General features: G+C 70.2%; 19 protein-coding genes and 1 pseudogene. 7 read left to right on the top strand and 13 right to left on the bottom strand.

All coding sequences use genetic code 11. The features are described from left to right. Window positions 1-586: 586 nt before the first annotated feature. Genes mnhG through WFJ36_RS07065 form a run of 6 tightly spaced genes read right to left on the bottom strand, consistent with a single transcriptional unit; the run spans window position 587 to window position 6,941 of the window. Complete coding sequence (gene mnhG / locus WFJ36_RS07090) at window positions 587-976, bottom strand: monovalent cation/H(+) antiporter subunit G (RefSeq protein WP_071328007.1); 390 nt, start codon at window positions 974-976, stop codon at window positions 587-589. Continuing rightward, window positions 973-1,242, bottom strand: coding sequence for a monovalent cation/H+ antiporter complex subunit F (locus WFJ36_RS07085; protein WP_025105196.1), 270 nt, complete (start codon window positions 1,240-1,242; stop codon window positions 973-975). The genes mnhG and WFJ36_RS07085 overlap by 4 nt, the downstream gene beginning before the upstream one ends. Then, window positions 1,239-1,832, bottom strand: a complete 594-nt coding sequence (locus WFJ36_RS07080; protein WP_071328008.1) for a Na+/H+ antiporter subunit E — start codon at window positions 1,830-1,832, stop codon at window positions 1,239-1,241. The genes WFJ36_RS07085 and WFJ36_RS07080 overlap by 4 nt, the downstream gene beginning before the upstream one ends. After that, entirely contained in the window at window positions 1,829-3,382 is a 1,554-nt protein-coding gene (locus WFJ36_RS07075) for a Na+/H+ antiporter subunit D (RefSeq protein ID WP_060922025.1), read from the bottom strand. Before WFJ36_RS07075 ends, WFJ36_RS07080 begins: the two co-directional genes overlap by 4 nt. After that, a complete protein-coding gene (locus WFJ36_RS07070; RefSeq protein ID WP_256209372.1) occupies window positions 3,379-3,969 on the bottom strand; it encodes a Na(+)/H(+) antiporter subunit C in 591 nt (196 codons plus the stop codon). The genes WFJ36_RS07075 and WFJ36_RS07070 overlap by 4 nt, the downstream gene beginning before the upstream one ends. Then, the gene (locus WFJ36_RS07065; protein ID WP_071328009.1) at window positions 3,969-6,941 is read right to left on the bottom strand and encodes a Na+/H+ antiporter subunit A; all 2,973 of its coding nucleotides are present in this window, start codon (window positions 6,939-6,941) and stop codon (window positions 3,969-3,971) included. The genes WFJ36_RS07070 and WFJ36_RS07065 overlap by 1 nt, the downstream gene beginning before the upstream one ends. A gap of 120 nt (window positions 6,942-7,061) precedes the next feature. Between WFJ36_RS07065 and WFJ36_RS07060 the strand changes: the two genes are divergently transcribed. Further along, a complete protein-coding gene (locus WFJ36_RS07060) occupies window positions 7,062-8,564 on the top strand; it encodes a hypothetical protein (RefSeq protein WP_336642983.1) in 1,503 nt (500 codons plus the stop codon). 13 nt (window positions 8,565-8,577) lie between these two features. On the opposite strand, the gene WFJ36_RS07055 is transcribed toward WFJ36_RS07060, so the two are convergent. After that, the gene (locus tag WFJ36_RS07055) at window positions 8,578-9,639 is read right to left on the bottom strand and encodes a LacI family DNA-binding transcriptional regulator (RefSeq protein WP_336642982.1); all 1,062 of its coding nucleotides are present in this window, start codon (window positions 9,637-9,639) and stop codon (window positions 8,578-8,580) included. 60 nt (window positions 9,640-9,699) lie between these two features. Between WFJ36_RS07055 and WFJ36_RS07050 the strand changes: the two genes are divergently transcribed. Together WFJ36_RS07050 and WFJ36_RS07045 are read left to right on the top strand one after the other, a co-directional pair. Continuing rightward, the gene (locus WFJ36_RS07050; RefSeq protein ID WP_071328012.1) at window positions 9,700-10,938 is read left to right on the top strand and encodes an MFS transporter; all 1,239 of its coding nucleotides are present in this window, start codon (window positions 9,700-9,702) and stop codon (window positions 10,936-10,938) included. 414 nt (window positions 10,939-11,352) lie between these two features. Continuing rightward, window positions 11,353-11,712: a hypothetical protein gene (locus tag WFJ36_RS07045; RefSeq protein ID WP_071328013.1), complete on the top strand. Its 360-nt coding sequence runs from the start codon at window positions 11,353-11,355 to the stop codon at window positions 11,710-11,712. Between the two features lie 15 nt (window positions 11,713-11,727). Here the strand turns inward: WFJ36_RS07045 and WFJ36_RS07040 are convergent, their stop codons facing one another. The 3 genes and pseudogenes from WFJ36_RS07040 to WFJ36_RS07030 all read right to left on the bottom strand — a co-directional run. Beyond that, on the bottom strand, window positions 11,728-12,372 hold the full coding sequence (locus WFJ36_RS07040) for a response regulator transcription factor (protein WP_336642981.1): 645 nt from the start codon (window positions 12,370-12,372) through the stop codon (window positions 11,728-11,730). Continuing rightward, complete coding sequence (locus tag WFJ36_RS07035) at window positions 12,369-12,749, bottom strand: sensor histidine kinase (RefSeq protein ID WP_336642980.1); 381 nt, start codon at window positions 12,747-12,749, stop codon at window positions 12,369-12,371. The genes WFJ36_RS07040 and WFJ36_RS07035 overlap by 4 nt, the downstream gene beginning before the upstream one ends. A gap of 86 nt (window positions 12,750-12,835) precedes the next feature. Next, a pseudogene (locus WFJ36_RS07030) lies at window positions 12,836-12,913 on the bottom strand (hypothetical protein); the annotation flags it as partial. Between the two features lie 766 nt (window positions 12,914-13,679). Between WFJ36_RS07030 and WFJ36_RS07025 the strand changes: the two are divergent. Together WFJ36_RS07025 and nucS are read left to right on the top strand one after the other, a co-directional pair. Beyond that, entirely contained in the window at window positions 13,680-14,498 is an 819-nt protein-coding gene (locus WFJ36_RS07025; protein WP_336642979.1) for a GAP family protein, read from the top strand. A 35-nt stretch (window positions 14,499-14,533) separates the two neighbouring features. Next, entirely contained in the window at window positions 14,534-15,229 is a 696-nt protein-coding gene (gene nucS, locus WFJ36_RS07020; protein WP_060923428.1) for an endonuclease NucS, read from the top strand. A gap of 2 nt (window positions 15,230-15,231) precedes the next feature. On the opposite strand, the gene WFJ36_RS07015 is transcribed toward nucS, so the two are convergent. Then, on the bottom strand, window positions 15,232-15,447 hold the full coding sequence (locus WFJ36_RS07015; protein ID WP_071328017.1) for a hypothetical protein: 216 nt from the start codon (window positions 15,445-15,447) through the stop codon (window positions 15,232-15,234). 144 nt (window positions 15,448-15,591) lie between these two features. On the opposite strand from WFJ36_RS07015, the gene WFJ36_RS07010 reads away from it, so the two are divergent. Beyond that, window positions 15,592-16,257: an HAD hydrolase-like protein gene (locus WFJ36_RS07010; protein ID WP_336642978.1), complete on the top strand. Its 666-nt coding sequence runs from the start codon at window positions 15,592-15,594 to the stop codon at window positions 16,255-16,257. Between the two features lie 92 nt (window positions 16,258-16,349). Here the strand turns inward: WFJ36_RS07010 and WFJ36_RS07005 are convergent, their stop codons facing one another. After that, window positions 16,350-16,556 carry a cold-shock protein gene (locus WFJ36_RS07005; protein WP_017203899.1) on the bottom strand — a complete coding sequence of 69 codons (207 nt, stop codon included), beginning with the start codon at window positions 16,554-16,556 and terminating at the stop codon, window positions 16,350-16,352. Window positions 16,557-17,037: 481 nt separating this feature from the next. Here WFJ36_RS07005 and WFJ36_RS07000 point away from each other — a divergent pair, with 481 nt between their 5' ends. Continuing rightward, the gene (locus WFJ36_RS07000) at window positions 17,038-17,859 is read left to right on the top strand and encodes a shikimate 5-dehydrogenase (protein ID WP_256209373.1); all 822 of its coding nucleotides are present in this window, start codon (window positions 17,038-17,040) and stop codon (window positions 17,857-17,859) included. 15 nt (window positions 17,860-17,874) lie between these two features. On the opposite strand, the gene WFJ36_RS06995 is transcribed toward WFJ36_RS07000, so the two are convergent. Next, complete coding sequence (locus WFJ36_RS06995; RefSeq protein ID WP_336642977.1) at window positions 17,875-18,312, bottom strand: SRPBCC family protein; 438 nt, start codon at window positions 18,310-18,312, stop codon at window positions 17,875-17,877. Between the last annotated feature and the right edge of the window lie 19 nt (window positions 18,313-18,331).

Genomic DNA, 18,331 nt, shown 5'->3' with positions numbered 1-18,331 from the left:
GCTGCGCCGTCCTCTGCCCAGTGCACCCTGTGAGCCTCCGCGTCTCGACGCCCCAACCGCGAGCTATGGGGATCGACCTGAACGTGCACACCGTGAGCCGCGAGCACGAACACCCCGAGCAGCTGAAGAAGGGAGACGCAGGTGACGCGACCTCCGATGCGCACGGCCTCCGCGACGACAGGATCCACATCCGGGCGGGCGTATCGGTCCCGGCGCAGTCGCAGAAGCCGCCCGCTCCGCACCAGGGCGGTCAGCTCGCGCCCCCTCAGCCCCGCGGAGCGAAGATCCGCTCGAGTCAAGACCGTGGAGTCGAAGACCTCTGTTGCGCACCGGGGTCCGAAGTGGGCGATCACATCCCGGAGGATGCCCGGCGCGACACGGCGGGACGGGGAGTGAGGCCGGATGTGGAGTGTCCGCTCCGGATCGCGAGGCGGTGGAGGAGAAGTGGGGGCCGCGCACGGCGTTCACAATTCAGGAGTATCCGCCCCCCATCCGACCTGAGCGCACGCGCGGCCCGATGACGCCGCAGATCTCCTGAGTTGTGAACCGACAGCGGGCGAAACCGGCTACGTCGGCGGCGAGGCGGTCAGCCGGCGGCGGGAGGGGTCTGCTTCGACTCGGCGAGCTCGTCAACGACGAGACCCCGCTGCTCGATCGTGCCGTTGCGGTAGGCCTGGCGCCCGACCATGTGCGCGGACAGGGGCGCGGTCGCGAACTGCATGAGCACCACGGGGGCGACGAGCACGAGGCCGAACAGCACGCCGCCGATCGACCGCTGCGACAGGGCGATCGCCACACAGATCAGCAGCAGCCCGAGCACCTGCGGCTTCGTCGCGGCGTGCAGTCGCGTGGGCACGTCCCGGAAGTGCAGCAGGCCCACGGAGGCGGAGAGGCAGAGGATCGCCCCGAGCAAGATGAGCACGAGCACCGCCACGTCGACGACGGCGTCAGGGATCATCAGACCGAACACGTTCATGGTGTCGTGTTGTCCCTTCTCGCGACGAACCGGGCGACCGCGATCGATCCGAACACACCGACCGCCGCGATGATGAGGAGCACGGGGATGTTGCGGGTGTGGCCGTTGATGGCCATCTCGGCGCCGAGCACGCACATGACCTCGGTCAGCAGCACGTCGGCGGCGACGGCACGGTCGAGGATCGACGGACCGCGGACGATACGGATCACGGCGAGGATCGCGGCCACACCGAACACGGCGAGGATGATGAGGAGCAAGGTGTTCATCGGGCACCGCCGATCGTCGCGGGGTCGATGCGGCCGGCACGCTCGTCGGCCTTCAGCGCCCGGTACTGGGTCGGATTGCCGAGCGCTCGGACGATGCGCTTCTCCCAGCCGAGCACACCCTGCCGCTGCGTCTCGACATCCTCCTTGCTGCGCACGCCGATCACGTGCAGGTAGAGGATCCCGCGGTCCCGATCCGCCTCGACGACGAGGGATCCCGGGATGAGCGACGACACCACGGCGACGTGCGTCAGGACGAGGTCGTCGGCGTAGCGGAGGGGCACCGCGATGATGGCCGTACCGGGCTGCCGGCGGAAGTCGAAGACCTGCACGGTCACCGAGAGCGCGCCCCGGAGGATCGCGAACAGGAACTGCACGACGAACAGCGCGCCGTACCAGAGGTTGATGCGCCCGGAGAGCTCGACCGTGGGCAGGCGGAACACCCGCGTCACGAAGATCGCCACCACGAGCCCCGTGAGGAAGGACAGCACCGTGAACTGGGCCCACAGCAGCATCCACAGCACGATCAGCCAGGCGAGGAACGGCAGCTGCATGCCGATGTCCCGCCAGACGCTCTTGGTCTCGGGGCTCATCCCTCCACCTCGTCTTCCAGCTGGACGAGGTTGACCGGCTGCAGCAGGCCCGCCCCGATACGGTCGCACAGAGCGTACAGCGGTCCCGCGAAGATCGTCAGGGCCACCGTCACGGTGACCATGCCCGCGGTGGCCACGGTCATGATCCTCGGGATGTGCCGGCGCTCCTGCTGCTCATCCGCGGCGGGGGCTCCGGTGAGGTAGGAGATGCGGCCCTCGGTCTCGGTCGAGTCCTCCTCCTCACGCCAGAACGCGAGGTTCCAGGCGCGCATGAGCGCGTACAGCGTGAGCAGCGAGGTGATGATGCCGCCGAAGATGAGCACGATCATGAGCGGAGTGCCCACGGAGGCCGCGGCCTCGAACAGGGCGAACTTGCCGATGAACCCGGAGAACGGTGGCAGACCACCGAGGTTGATCGCGGGGATGAAGTACAGCAGCGCGATGACGGGGGCGATCTTCAGCAGGCCCTTGACCCTGAGGATGGAGGTGCTGCCGGCCCGGCGTTCGATGAGTCCCACCGCGAGGAACAGCGTGGTCTGCACGACGATGTGGTGGACGATGTAGTACACCGTCGCGCCGATGGCGGCCGGGGTCGCGATCGCGAGGCCGAAGATCATGTAGCCGACGTGGCTGACGAGCGTGAACGACAGGATCCGTTTGAGCTCGGCCTGCGCGACGGCGCCGAGCACTCCGACGATCATCGTCGCCAGCGCGATGATGAGCAGCAGCGTGTCGATGCTGTTCGAGGCGAAGAGCTGGGTCTCCGTCCGGATCAGCGCGTACACGCCGACCTTGGTCAGCAGGCCGGCGAACACGGCCGTCACCGGCGCGGGGGCGGTCGGGTAAGAGTCGGGCAGCCAGAACGACACGGGGAAGATCGCCGCCTTGATCCCGAAGGCGACCACGAGCATGAGGTGCAGGACGAGCTGCGTGTCCTGCGGGAGCTCCGACATCCGCTCGGCGATCTGGGCCATGTTGACCGTGCCGAGGGCGCCGTAGATCATCGCGATCGACGCGAGGAACAGGATCGACGACACCAGCGAGACGACGATGTAGACGGCGCCGGTGCGGATGCGGGACTCGGTGCTGCCCAGGGTGATGAGCACGTACGAGGCCACGAGGAGGATCTCGAATCCGACGTACAGGTTGAACAGGTCACCGGCGATGAAGGCGTTGAAGATTCCGGCGGCGAGGATCAGGTAGGAGGGGTTGAAGATCGAGATTGGGGTCTCGTCCGCCCCGTCGGCCACACCCTGACCGATGGAGAAGAGGAGGACCGCGAGTAGCACGACGCTGGAGACGAGAACCAGGAGTGCGGCGAGACGGTCGACGTAGAGGACGATGCCGAACGGCACCGGCCACCCGCCCACGGACACCGCGAGTGGGGAGCCCGCGTCGACCACGACGAGCAGCACCGCCGCGATGACGGACACGACGGCGAGCGTGGCGACGGTGACGAACACCTGCAGGCGCGCATTGCGTCCGAAGACGAGGGTGATCGCGGCGCCGAGGAGCGGCAGGGCGACGAGGAGCGGGACGAGCGTGGTCATGGCCTGCCCTCCCCGTCTGTCGTGTCGTCGTCCCGGTCCGCAGCGCCGTCGGCGGCGCCGTCGGGTTCGGGCTCCGGCTCGGGCACGTACGGCGCGTCGTACGGGGCGTCATCGTGGATCGCCGGGTTGTCGCGCATGTGCAGGACGGTGATCGGCGCGGTCTGCACGCCCACGAAGTCGGTCGTGGCGTCGTCGTCGTCCGTCTCCGACTCGTCGTCCATGAGGTCTTCGTCTTCATCGGTGCGCTCGCGCAGCGCGATGTCGGCCTCGTCGTCCTCGACCGTGTCCGCCTGGCCGAGCTGCCACGACCGGTAGATGAGCGCGAGCAGGAAGGCCGAGACGGCGAAGGTGATGACGATCGCCGTGAGCGTCAGGGCCTGCGGCAACGGGTCGCTCAGGTCGCCCTCGGTGCCGAAGAACGGCGCGTTGCCCGGCACGCCCATGACGATCAGCAGCAGCAGGTTCGTGGCGTTGCCGAGCAGGAGGAAGCCGATGAGGACGCGGGTGAGGCTGCGCTCCAGCATCGCGTACACGCCGCAGGCGAAGAGCACGGCCATGATCGCGATGAGGGCGAGCGAGACGTCCATCAGCCGTTCCCCCCGGTCCGCGAGGAGAAGTCGACGGCGGTGCTCTCGCCGGGGCGGAGCGCGGCCTGCCGGTCGACCTCCGCACCGAGGCTGCGCAGCACGTCGAGGACGAGTCCGATCACGACGAGGTACACGCCGATGTCGAAGATGGTCGAGGTGACGAACTCCATGTGCCCGATACCGGGGATCTCCCACTCCCAGAAGGTGCTGGTGAGCGGTGCGAGGCCGAAGAACAGCGGCACCACCGCGGTGCCCACGGCGAGGATCAGGCCCGCGCCGAGGAGACGACCGGCATCGGTCGGCGCAGCGGCGCCCAGCTCCCAGCGCCCTCCGGCGATGTAGCGCATCACGAGGGCCATGCCCGCGACGAGTCCGCCCGCGAAGCCGCCGCCGGGGAGGTTGTGCCCGGCGAAGAGGAGGAAGATCGAGACGACGATGATCGTGTGGAACAGGATGCGGACGATCACCTCGAGCAGGATCGACCGGTTCTCCGGCTTCATCTTCTGGCCGCCGACGAGCCAGGCGCGCGGCGCCGATCGGTTCTCCGCGGTCTGGAAGCGCACGCCGTCCGTGGTCTCCACGAGCGGCCGGCTCCGGGCCGACTTGCGCACCGAGCGCGGCAGGGTCTTCGTGGCCGCGAGGAGGTCAGCGCGATGCGTGACGAACACGAGCGAGGCGACACCGGTCGCGGCGAGCACGAGCACCGAGAGCTCGCCCATCGTGTCCCAGCCGCGGAGGTCGACCAGCGCCACGTTGACGACGTTCTTGCCGTGGCCGATCTCATACGCGATCTCCGGGAAGATCGCGGAGATCGGGTCGGCCACGCGGGACTGGGTCGCGACGACGGCCACGAACGCCATGGTGAGGCCGACGCCGATGCCGAGCAGCGCGCGGGGGATCCGGCTGACGGATTCGTTGTGCTCGCCCATCCGCGCCGGCAGACGGCGGAGGACGAGGGCGAACGTCACCATCGTCACCGTCTCCACGAGGATCTGCGTGAGCGCGAGGTCCGGTGCCCCGCTGGTCGCGAAGAGCACGACCATGCCCAGGCCGGTGACGGAGGCAAGCACGACGCCGGTGTAGCGCTTGCGCGCACGCACCGCCACGACGCCCGCGACGGCCATGATCGGCGCGACGGCGAGCTGCGCCGGTGTGTGCCAGAGCGAGAGCTGATAGCGGTCGATGTCGCTCGCCACGAGCGCGGTGACCTCGGCGGCGACGAAGACGACGAAGATCGTCCCGACGTAGACCGGCAGCGAACCGCGCTGGGTGAGCGTCGTGCTCAGCACCGACAGCCGGTCGATGCCGCGCATCACCACGTAGTAGGCGTCGGCCGCCGTGAACGGCAGCAGTCGCGGACGACGGTCCCATCCGGTCCGCCTCGTGAGGAGGAAGAGCCCGATGCCGAGCAGGATCGAGAGGATCGAGATGCCGAGGGCGGGCTCGAAGCCGTGCCAGAGCGCGAGGTGCCCCGGACCCTCGACGGCTGCCCCCTCGTGGTCGAGTCCCGGCGTGGCAGTCAGCGCGTAGGGCTGGAGGGCGACGTCGAGGGCCGGGGCGCCGATCCCTGCGGCGAGCGTCACGCCGGCGAGGATGATCGGCGCGGAGAGGAAACCGACGGGTGGGTCGGGCCAGACCGTGTCCGGCTGTCGCTGCCCGTCCGCATCGCGCTTGGTCCAGAACGCGCCCCAGAGGAAGCGGACACCATATGCCGCGGTCAGCATGGATCCGAGGACCACGCCGATCAGGGCGACGAGGCCCCACACGGAGCCGCCGAGCGCATCGTCCAGGAGCGCCGTCAGCGTCGACTCCTTCGCAACGAATCCGATGGTCGGAGCCACGCCGGCCATCGACGCGACGGCGATGAACGCGGCGGTGGCCATGACCGGTGCCTGCCGGCCGACGCCGGAGAGCTCGGTCACGTCACGCGTGGAGAGCTGCCGGTCGATCACGCCCACGATGAGGAACAGCGCCGACTTGAACAGCGCGTGCCCGATCACCAGCGCGAGGCCGGCGAGGGCGGCCGCCTGCGTGCCGTAGCCGACGACGACCGCGAAGAAGCCGAGCTGGCTCACGGTGCCGAACGCAAGCACGCGCTTGAGGTCGGTCTCCCGCAGCGCCTGGATGCCGCCGAGCAGCATGGTGAGGATGCCGAGCGTGAGCACGATCGGCCGCCACGTCGGGCTGAACGCGAAGATGGGTGCGAAGCGGGCGATGAGGTAGATGCCGGCCTTCACCATGGCGGCGGCGTGCAGGTAGGCGCTGACCGGAGTCGGGGCCGCCATCGCGCCGGGGAGCCAGAAGTGGAAGGGGAACAGCGCCGACTTGCTGATGGCGCCGATCAGGAGCATGACGATCGCGGCATCGACGATCGGGCCGGTCGGCGCGATGGCGAGGATCTCGCGGATGCTCGACGTCCCGGTGTCGACGACGAGCAGCACGACGCCGACGAACATCACCAGTCCGCCGAGCGTCGTCACCAGGAGCGCCTGCAGCGCGGCGCGTCGGCTGGCGGCACGGCGTCGGTAGTGGCCGATCAGGAGGTAGGAGAGGATGCTCGTGGCCTCCCAGAACATCACGAGCATCACGAGGTCGTCGGTGAGGACGAGGCCGTACATCGCGCCGGCGAAGGCGAGCAGGACGCCGGCGAACTGCCCGATGCCCGCGGCCTCGTCATGGAAGTACCAGCGGCAGTAGAGGAGCACAAGGGCGCCGACGCCCGTGACGATGAGCGTGAGCACCCACCCGAGGACGTCCATGTTCATGGACAGGTTCAGCCCGAGCTGCGGGATCCACGGCACGGAGACGAACGGGACGGGACCGTCGAGCACCTGCGGCGTGAGCACGAGCGCGTGCACGAACGCGGCAGCCGGGACGAGGGCGGCGACGGCGAAAGCCTGAGCTCCCAACCAGCGCACCAGGACGGGCATCAAGAGCGACCCGAGAAGGAACACTGCGAGGAGCATCAGCATATACGCGGCTCCTCGGGGCTCGTCGGCCGTACGGCTCAGGCGGGCGGTGTCCGACCAGTTTACCGGGCCGAGACGCCTGTCGGCCCCGCGAGCTTCGAGATCGCGTGCCAGAGTGGTCGCATGCGGCGGGTCTGGGGACGCGAACTGGCGGGCTGGGCGGCCGCGCTGGTCCTGGCGCTCGTCACCGTCGGACACCTCGCTTCCTCGCCGCGCTCGGTCCTGATGTTCGACGACGGGGACTCGCTGATCGTGGCCCTCGTCGGCCGATCGATCCTCGACGGGGGCGGAGGCGACTGGGCGCTGTCCAGCGTGCTCTTCCTCCCCGAGATCGCCGTCTTCACGGCTCTCGACGCGGTCGTGCCTCTCGACGTGAACGGCGTGCTCGCAGCCAACGCGGTGGTCAACGTCCTCGCGCTCTACGGGGCGATCCGCCTCGTCGCCGGGCGGCATGCCGTCGGCAGAGCCCCCGTCGCCTGGTCGGTCGCGGCCCTCGCGGCGTTCGCGATCCTCGTCCTCACCGAGTCCGGGCCGTCCCGCGACGCGCTCGAGCTCGCGTCGCTGATGCTGACGACCACGTACTATTCCGCGACCGTCGTGGCCGTGGTCCTCGCCATCGGCCTGTGTCGGCGGTTCCTCGATCGCCCCCGCGGAGGTGCGGCGCTGCCGGTGTCCCTGGGGATCGTCGCGGCGGTGGCGACCCTGAGCAACCCGCTGTTCGCCGCCTGGGCCACGGTGCCCCTCTCCCTCGTCCTGGGCGGGCTCTGTCTCACCACGCCCGCGGTCAGGCGGCGGGGTCTCGCGCTGATCGCTGCGCTGGTCGGGGGCAGCATCGTGGGCTTCCTCGGTCGCATTCCCTTCTCGGCATGGATCGCGAACTCCGGCGCCGGCTACATCCAGCCGGCGGAATGGATTCACTCCGCTGCGTACTACGGCGGCCTCACGATCGATCGGCTGTCGTCCCCCGGCGGGGTGCTCGGCACGGTGGCCGTGCTGGCGCTGACGGTCCTGGCAGTCGTGCGGACGACCCACGCGTCGGACACCGGTGACCGACTGGTGGCCACGGGCGCCTGGGCACTCCCGCTCGTCGTGCTCCTCGGCGGCATCGCGGCGGGAACCCACGCGGCGCGGTACCTGCAGCCGCTCGCCTTCGCCCCGGTCCTCGTCCTCCTCACCCTGCCGCGTGTCCGGATGCGGCGAGCCACGCTGGCGCAGGTCGTCTCCGCCGTCGTCGCCACCGCCCTCCTCATCGGCGGCGTCGCATCCGTACCCCGCATCGTGCAGGCGGCGAGCGCGCCCGACGCCGACCTCGCGTGCGTCACGGACTGGGTGGACTCGTCAGGGCGCACCGGTGCCGGACAGTTCTGGACGGTCCGGCTCCCGAAGCTGCACGCGGCGGACCCTGCCCGGCTCGTGCAGGTCGATCATGAGCTCCGCGGCTACGCGTGGCTCGTCGATCGTCGCGACTTCGCGGTGGGCGAGGTGTCGTTCCTCATCGAGGACGCGCAGACGGTGGCCTGGAACGTGCCGACCGCTGCGGCCCCGACAGCCGTCATCGCGTGCGGGCGGTATCGCATCCTCGACTACGCGCCGGCGGCGCTTCCTCTCGGCCCCGCCCGCTCCTGACCGGTGCTCGCCGTCAGCGCGACGGGGGCGGCGCGGTCGTCGTGCCGGCGCGGAACACGCAGTGCAGGTCCTGCGTGACGCCGGGCTCCCCGCGGAGCATCCTGGCGACCTGCTCCCCCGCAGCCCTCCCCTTCTGGACCGCCGGCTGCACGCTCGTGGTGAGGGTGAGCTCGCCGAGGCCGTCCAGGGGGATGCCGTCGAACCCGGCGACCGAGAGGTCTTCGGGAACCCGGAGCCCGAGTTCCTCCGCGGCGCGGATCACGCCCACCGCCAGCAGGTCGCTCTGCGCGAGCACCGCGGTCGGGCGGGTGTCCGGATCGGCGAGCAGCATCCGCCCGACGAGGATGCCCTCGTCGATCAGGCTGCCGGACGCCGAGATCGCCGGAGCATCGGGGAACACCTCCCGCATGCCGGCGAGCCGATCGACCGTCACATCGACGGTGGCGTTCGCCAGACGCTCCGGTGTGATGAGGGTGCGCTCGCGTTCGGCGTCCAGCGACAGTGTGACGAGGGCGACGTCCCGATGCCCGAGGTCGCGCACGTGCCGCGCGATGTCGGCGGAGGCCGCGACGTTGTCCAGGGTGATGCGCGGGACGTCGAGCCCCGCGTCCCCCTCGATGACGACGACGGGGAGACCGCGTCCGAGCACGATCTCCAGGGAGGCGCGGGTGCGTCCGGAGCATCCGATCAGCACGACGGCGTCGACGGGGGCGCTCGCGATGGCCGAGCCGTCCTCACCCGGCTCGTCGCGCATGAGGAGGATCCCGGCGCTGAGATCGGCGAGCCCGTCGGTGAGGCCGTCCATCATCGCGGTTGTCACCGGGTCGAGGAAGGCCGCGCGCAGATGCCCCTCCAGGACCACCGCCACGATGCCGCTCCGTCCGCGACGGAGGGAGGCGGCGCGCGGATCGGGCCCCGTGTAGCCGAGGTCGGTCGCGGCGGCGAGCACCCGGTCCCTGGTGGCGGGCGCGACCTTGGCCTTGCCGCTGAAGACGACGGACGCGGTCGAGGTGGAGACCCCCGCCTCGCGAGCCACATCGGCGATCGTGGGCCGGCGTGGCGTCTCCCTGGTCATACTCCGAGGATAGCCCGGTTCGGTCACGCAGGGTCGAATCGATTCGATAGGCTGTTCGCCATGGATACCGCCCTCACCCGCTCGCAGTTCGTGCGCTGGCGCACCGCGATCTTCGCCATCTTCCTCGCCAGCGGCCTCTCGATCGCGACCTGGGCCTCCCGCGTGCCGGGGATCAAGGAAGCGCTCGACCTCGACAACGCGCAGGTCGGCCTGATCCTCCTGGGCATGGGCGTCGCGTCCATCCTCGGCATCTCGACCAGCCCCGCCGTCATGGCCAGGACCGGTGCGCGGCGCGGCATGCTCCTGGCGATGCTCACGTTCGCCTCGGGCATCGCGCTCGTCGGCCTCGGCGCGACCGTCTTCGGGTCGGTGCCCGTGGTCCTCATCGGGATGGTGCTCTTCGGCTTCGGCAACGGCTGCGTCGACGTGATGATGAACGTCGAGGCCACCGCCATCGAACAGCAGATGGGCCGCACGATCCTGCCGGTGTTCCACGCGTTCTTCAGCTTCGGCACCGTGCTCGGGGCCGGCATCGGCGCCCTCGCCGCGTCCCTCCAGGTCGACGTCGGCACGCACGCGGTGTCGATGGGCGTCCTCATCGCCGTGATCGCCGTCGTCTGCTTCTTCCAGGTGCCCGTGCGCGAGGCCGCGCTCGACCCCGAGGATCACGAGAAGCCCCCGTTCCGCCAGCGCATGCACACCGCGCTCGAGGCCTGGCGCGAGCCGCGCACGTACCTGCTGGGAACCGTCATGCTGGGCATGTCCTTCGCGGAGGGCGGCGCCAACGACTGGATCGCCCTGGGCACCGAGCAGGGACACGGCTTCGCGGAAGGCACAGGCGCCGTCGCCCTGGCGGTGTTCTCCGTCGGCATGACGGTGGTGCGCCTCTTCGGCGGACCGCTGGTCGATCGCTTCGGCCGGGTGCTGGTGCTGCGCATCCTGGCCGCGACCGCCGCCACCGGGATCCTGCTGTTCATCCTCGCGCCCACGCTGCCGCTGGTCCTCGTCGGCGCGGCGCTGTGGGGCATCGGTGCGTCGCTCGGCTTCCCCCTCGGCATGTCGGCCGCGGCGGACGACCCGGCCAAGGCCGCCGCACGGGTGAGCGCGGCGGCGACCATCGGCTACGTGGCATTCCTCGGCGGCCCGCCGGTGCTCGGGGTCATCAGCGAGCACATCGGACTGCTCAACACGCTCTTCATCCTCGTCGCGCTCGTGGTGCTCTCGGGTCTCTTCTCCGGCGCCGCCCGACCGCTGCGCGCCGAGGAGAAGGCTCCGGCGGTTCCTACCGTCGAGCGCTGACCCAGTCCTCGACCCCGCGGACGAGCGCGGCCGCGTGCGACCGGCTGCGCGTGCCGAGCGTGTCCGCGTTGGGGCCGGACTTCAGTTCTCTGGATGCTTCATATCGGTGACGAAGCGCGTCCTTTCAGGGGTTCAAGAGTCTGTCCCCCGAATGGTGGACAGACAGTGCCGTTGGCGGCTGCTTACCGTGGCTCCGCGTCAGCCTTCGGCATTGGCGCCAGAAAGGAATGGGATGTTGCGAAGGAAGCTTGGGATCGTCGGCGCTGTCACGGCGGTTGCTGCGCTTACGGTGACGATGGTTTCACCGGCCAATGCGGCGGATGGCTCAGTCGACCACGCCGAAGTGGTGGCTGCGACGATCGAAGCCGCTGCGCCGACAACGGAGATGTCCAGCCCGGGAACGGAGAACCGCTGATGGTGAACGAACCGATCATCTACCTCCTCACCGTGCTTCTCGGAGCGAGCGTGGGTATCAGTTTCGCGTCGACCGCGGTCGGACCGTTTCGCTGGCTGGGTCGGGTGGCGGGGCTCCTGGTCCTGGGCGTTGTCGTCGTCGCTGGCCTCATCATCGGCGCGCAGGCTGTGTGGATCGGGCCCCTCTTCCTGCTCGCGCTGTTCGTTACGAACGTGATGGTAGGGGCTTCCCTACGCCGAGACGACCCCGTGTTCCTAGCCCAGTCGTACTGGCGGCGTGTCCTGCTTGTGAGCAGGGGCTACAAGAGCGCGCCGAGCGCCGCTGTGGGAGAACCGGACCGTTCCAACGCTCAGATCTAAGCGGCCAGCGCTGACTCAGTCCTCGACCCCGCGGACGAGCGCGGCCGCGTGCGACCGGCTGCGCGCGCCGAGCTTGGTGAGGACGTTCGAGACGTGCGTCTTCACCGTCGGGACGGAGATCCGCAGGCGCGCGGCGAGCTGGGCGTTCAACCACCCCTGCAGGATCCCGTCGAGGACGTCGCGCTCCCGGGGTGTCAGCTCCGGCAGCGCGAGCGTCGTCATCGGCGCCGGCTCCGGGGTGGACGCCGCCACTGCGGCGAGCGCGCGGCGGGTGACCCGCGGATCCAGCGCTCCCTCTCCGGCGGCGACAGCACGCACCGCCTGGACGAGAGTCGGCGCGTCGACCGTCTTCAGGAGGAATCCGACCGCTCCCGCCCGGATCGCCGCGAGCACGAGCTCGTCCTCGTCGAAGCTCGTCAGGACAAGCACATCCCCCAGTCCGCGCTCGACGATCTCGCGGGTGGCCGAGACCCCGTCGCGTCCCGGCATGCGCAGATCCATGAGGACGACATCCGGCCGGAGCGCTGCGGCGTTGCGCACGGCCACCTCGCCGTCGGCGGCCTCCCCGACGACCGTGATGTCGTGCGTGTCCAGCATGATGCGCAGGCCGGCGCGGATCGCGCCGTGGTCGTCGGCGAGCAGCACGGTCGGTGCGGTCATGCCCGGCCCCCCACCGGCAGTCGCGCCTCGACCAGCCAGCCGTCGACCTCCGGACCGGCCCGGAACGTCCCGCCCAGCGCGGTGATGCGCTCGCGCAGCATCTGCAGCCCCCACCCCTCGCCGCCTTGCCCGGCGGTGACGGTCGCCGCGCCGCCCCGCGACCGCACCGTAACGTGCGCCTGACCGTCGACAGGGCCGATGGCCACGTCGACCACGGCGCCGTTCGCATGGCGGACGCAGTTCCCCAACGCTTCACGCACCACCCGCACAACCGCCTGCTCTCCGCCGCCGCCGAGCGCACCCGGATCCTCGACGGCGAGGCGCACGTCCAAGCCCGAGCGTCGGGCCTCCGCGGCGAGGCCTCGAGGTCGGCCCATCCCGGGGTCGGCGCGAGCGCCCCGTCGCCGCGGCGCAGCACCCCGATCATGGTGCGCAGGGCTCCGTGCGCGTCCAGCCCGGCATCGCGCACGGCCTGCAGCGCGGCGCGATCGTCCGACCGTGCCGCGGGCGCGGCGAGCGCCGCCTCCGCCCGGATGGCCATGGCCATCACGTGCCCCGCCACCACATCGTGGAGTTCGCGCGCCATCGCCTCGCGCTCGCGCTGCACGGCCTGCGCCCGATCTCGGGCGGCGGTCGCTGCGGCGTCCTCCGCCCGCTGACGGTGCAGGTCGGCCAGCTCGTGCGCCTGCGACACCGCGACCGCCCACCAGTAGTCCGTACCGAAGATCGCGCCGAACTGCACCGCGAACAGCACCGCGACCGCGGGCGTCGCCGCCGAGAAGAGCAGGGCGGCGAGGAAGAGGACGACGGTCGCCGCGCCCAGGAGCACGAGCAGCACGCGGCGCCCGCGTGGGCCGGCGAGGAAGGCCGCCGTCCACAGCACGTCCAGCAGCACCACGAGCGTCCCGACGCCGCCGACCGTGAGCAGGTCCGCGACGAAGAGCACGGCGACGAGGGCGAGCACGGTCCACGGACGACGGCGCTTGCCGAGGGCCAGAGCGCAGGCCGGGATCGCGAGGACCAGCGCCCACCACGGCGAGACGTCTTCCGACAGCAGGGAGAAGGGCCCCCAGAGGCCGTGGAACCCGAGAGCGGCCATGACCGTCGCGAGGGCGGCCATGGCCAACGGGTCCACCCACCACCGATGCCGCCGGTACCAGGCGGCGGGCCCTCCGTCGGCGGGATCGTGCATGCCCTCATGCAACCACGGCCCGGACGGTGTCGCATCCGACCAAAGGATGAGGGCATCCGGACGACCCCGACTTTCGCCCGATCCGCGCTCGGCGTGCCGCGGGGATCGTGGACGCATGGAACTCTTCGGCGGGCTGCCGCTGCCCCTCTCCCTCGCCGTGCTCGCGCTCATCGACGGTCTGAGCGTCGGGACGCTGCTCATCCCGGTCTTCCTCCTCCTGCACCCCGGACGCGTGCGCGCCGGGCGGATCCTCCTCTACCTCGCGACGATCGCGGTGTTCTATCTCGTGGTCGGCCTCCTCTTCCTCTGGGGCCTGGTGAACCTCGTCGACGTCGCCTCCGCCTTCCTGAGCTCTCCCGCGGGCATGATCACCCGCCTCGTCGTCGGCACCGCGCTGCTCGTCACCGCCTTCGTGATGCCGACGAAGCCTGCGGAACCGGCGCCGGTCGGAGCGCCCGCGGCCACCGTGGCGACCGTCCACGGCATGCCGGGCAGCGAACCGCCCATTCCCTCGACCGCCACCGCGACGAACGCTCCGCGTCCCGGTCGGATCACTCGATGGCGGGAACGCCTGCTCGACCCGCAGACCCGGGGGTTCGCGGTCATGGCCGTCGCCATCGCCGCCGGACTCGTGGAGGTCGCGACGATGCTCCCCTACATCGTCGCGATGACGATGCTCGCGGACGCCGGCGTCGACACGCCGCTCCGGGTGCTCTCCCTCGCGGGCTACTGCGCGCTGATGATCCTCCCAGCGCTCGTGCTCCTCGTGCTCCGGCTCGTGGCGGCCCCCCTCGTGCAGCGTCCGCTGGAGCGCTTCGCCGCCTGGATGGAGCGGACGGGCGCGGAGAACACGGCGTGGATCATCGGCATCATCGGCTTCCTCATCGCCCGCTCCGCCGCGACCGAGCTCGGACTCTTCGACGCGTTCCTCTGACCGCGTGACCGGCGACGACGAAGTAGGCTCGTCGGGTGCGTCTCGTCATCGCCCGCTGCTCGGTCGACTACACCGGTCGGCTCAATGCCCATCTTCCCCTCGCCACCCGCCTGCTCGTGCACAAGGGTGACGGGAGTCTGCTCGTGCACTCCGACGGCGGCAGCTACAAGCCGCTGAACTGGATGAGCCCGCCGTGCGTGCTCGCGACCGAGGAACCGGGCGAGGAAGAGGCCGGCGCCGGCGTGGTCGAGGTGTGGCGCGTGACCCACAAGAAGACCGGCGATGCCCTCCGTGTGCAGATCTACGAGGTCATCCACGACTCCAGCCACGAGCTCGGGATCGACCCCGGCCTGCAGAAGGACGGTGTCGAGGCCGACCTGCAGCGCCTGCTCGCGGAGCAGGTGGACCGCGTCGCCGAGGGCGCCACCCTGGTCCGTCGCGAGTACCCCACGGCCATCGGCCCGGTCGACCTGCTGGTGCGCGACGCCGACGGCGTGGCGATCGCGGTCGAGGTCAAGCGGCGCGGCGACATCGACGGCGTCGAGCAGCTCACCCGCTACCTCGAGCTCCTGGGACGCGACCCCCACCTCGCCCCGGTGCAGGGCGTGTTCGCCGCCCAGGAGATCAAGCCGCAGGCCCGCGTCCTCGCCGAGGATCGCGGCATCCGCTGCCTCGTGCTCGACTACGACGACATGAAGGGCATCGAGTCGGGCATCCCCCGCCTCTTCTGACCTCAGCGCGTCGAGACCAGGCGGCGCTGCGGCCCCTCCAGCCGCGCGATCGCGATCTTCACCTCGGTGAGCTCGTGCTCGATCCGGTCGAACTGCGCGTCGACCGCGGCGAACCGCGTGTCCATCCGACCGATCATCCAGCCGAATCCGCTGATGATCGCGACGAGAGTCGTCGCGGCCGTCGCCAGCATCGTGATGACTTCCACCGACACGTACATGCCCCCATTCTCACCCGTGATCCCGCCGCTGTCACGACTCTAGATCGGCGTGAAGGGCCTTCCCGCGTTCGGTGGACGAACTCGTTTCGTGCACACCTGTGCAGGACGGGCGGGCACCCGTTCGCGGGACCCTAGGCTGGAGGCATGCCCTCTTCGCCTTACTCGTGTGTGCTCTGGGACGTCGACGGGACCATCGTCGACGCCTCGGTCGGAATCCTGCGTCGCCTCAACATCGCCCTGACGCACTTCGGCCACCCGGCGCCGACGCGCGAGGAGCTCGTGCACTGGATCGGCCCTCCCATGTTCCAGTCCTTCCAGGACCAGGCCGGGATGACGCCGGAGCAGTCGGCCGAGGCGGTGGCGTTCTACCGCACCCTCGGCAAGGCCGACGGGTACACGACCGACGTGCAGACCTACCCCGGGGTCGCCGAGCTGATCCATGACCTTCACGCGGCGGGCGTCCCCCAGGCGACGGCGAGCTCGAAGCCGGAGAATCAGGTCGACGCCCTGGTGGATCACTTCGGACTCCGGCCGTCGTTCCTCACGACCGTTGGTGCCACGCCGGACGAGGCCACGCTCGCGTCCAAGACCGACATCGTGGCCGAGGCGCTGCGACGGCTGCGCGCGCTCGGTGCCGACACCTCCCGCCCGGTCCTCGTGGGCGACCGGCACCACGACGTCGAGGGCGGTCTCGCCAACAGCGTACCCGTGATCTTCGTCGGCTGGGGCTTCAGCGACCCGCACGAGGGTGACGACGCGGCGTTCCGCGTCACGACGGTGGACGAGCTGCGCGCACTCCTGCTTCCCTGACCGGCTTCAGGGCCGTCAGGGAAGACGAAACTCCCCGCCGGGTCAGCGCCTGCGCGTGGATCCGACGGGGAGTTCCCGGTGTTGCTTCCGCCTCAGACGGGGCGGATGTTCTCTGCCTGCAGGCCCTTAGGGCCCTGCGCCACATCGAACTCGACCCGCTGGTTCTCTTCGAGAGAGCGGTAGCCGGATGACTGGATGGCGGAGTAGTGCGCGAAGACGTCAGCGCCTCCGTCGTCGGGGGAGATGAAGCCGAAGCCCTTCTCCGAGTTGAACCACTTGACCGTGCCCTGGGTGCTCATGTACTGCCTGTTCTGCTGATGTAGAAGCCGACGCAGGGGTGCACCGACATCGCTAACGCTAGTGGAGGGGACCCCCGGCGGAATAGCCGTTGCGAGAAGGTAATCCAAATGTTGCATGAGCGGATGCGCCCGGAAAATGGTGTGGCCCTCACCGCGGGGGGAGCGATGAGGGCCGAAGACGACCGGAGGGTGCGTCAGAAACAGCCTAACCCCTCCGGGACCTTCTTGTCCCCCTTTTGGGGGACAAATCTGAAAAAACTTCGTAGCGATTAGCCGGAGAGCGGCCCTCTCGAGGAGTCCATTGGGGACTGAACTACTCGAGAGGGCCCAATCGCATGCACGGATCGTCCGGCCCGTGGGGAGGGCCTCCGCCTCCTGGGGAGAGGCGTAGACGATCGATCCCCTTGCATGCACTTTCACCATAGGGGAGGACATGATCTGCCGCCATGGACCTTGACAGATGCGGCGGTAGCCTGATTCGGTGACCCTGCTGAACAAGGACATGACGCTCTGCATCTCGCTGTCCGCACGACCGAGCAACAACGGCACGCGCTTCCACAACCACCTGTACGAGGCCCTCGGTCTGAACTGGATCTACAAGGCCTTCGCCCCGACCGACCTCACCCAGGCCATCGCGGGAGTACGCGGCCTCGGCATCCGCGGGTGTGCGATCTCGATGCCCTATAAAGAGGACGTCATCGCTCTCGTCGACCGCATGGACCCCTCGGCGCAGGCCATCGACTCCGTGAACACGATCGTGAACGACGACGGCGTGCTCACGGCCCACAACACCGACTATGCGGCGATCGCGCAGCTGATCGCGGAGAACGACCTGGACCCCGCGTCCTCCGTCCTCCTCCGGGGTTCGGGCGGCATGGCGAAGGCCACGGCAGCCGCGTTCCGCGACGCCGGCTTCACGGACGTGACGATCGTCGCCCGGAACGAGACGGCCGGCCGCGCCCTCGCCGAGCTGTACGGGTTCGCCTGGCGCGCGGATGCCGGAGACGCGACGGCCGACGTGATCGTGAACGTCACCCCCATCGGCATGGCCGGGGGTGCGGAGGCCGACGCCCTCGCCTTCCCGGAGCCGACCATCGCCGCCGCCGCCGTCGTGTTCGACGTCGTCGCCCTGCCCGCCGAGACACCGCTCATCGCCGCCGGTCGAGCCGCGGGCAAGACCGTGATCACGGGCGCCGAGGTCGCGACGCGGCAGGCGCTGGAGCAGTTCGTCCTCTACACCGGCATCCGTCCGTCCGCGGAGCAGGTGCGCGCCGCCGAGGAGTTCATGCGCGCCGGAGCGTGACGCGCTGAACGCGTGTCAGGACGCGCGGCCCTCGGCGAGGTAGCCGAGCCGGTGCAGCGTCTCCGCGTTCCGCCAGCGGAGCATCGGCGTGGTCAGGAACCGGGGCAGGACCGTCGCCGGGCCCTTGACCGGCTCCTCATCGATGCGCACCTGGCACCCCGTCGGGGTCGTGCGCGCACGGATCGTCACCTGCGCCTCGCCCACCGGCCAGCCGCGCGCCCGCATCACCGCGCGGTGCGGCGGGTGCCACTCCACCAGCTCGGTCGTGTCGTCCAGGAGTGCGGGCCAGGTACCGACCGAATGGTGCAGCTGGGCGCCCGCCGCCGGCCAGGAGTCGTCGACATCGCGCATGCGAGAGGCGCCGACCACCCACGCGGGGTACACCCACCCGTTCGCCAGCACGCGGAACACGTCATGGGTGCTGCACGTCAGGTCGCGGGTGTTGGTGGCCATGGTTCCTCCGTTCCGGTCC

The organism is Microbacterium sp. MMO-113 (assembly GCF_037148555.1).
Taxonomy (GTDB): Bacteria; Actinomycetota; Actinomycetes; order Actinomycetales; family Microbacteriaceae; genus Microbacterium.
The sequence above is the reverse complement of the archived record's forward strand: the minus strand, read 5'-3'. Positions and strand labels throughout refer to the sequence as shown.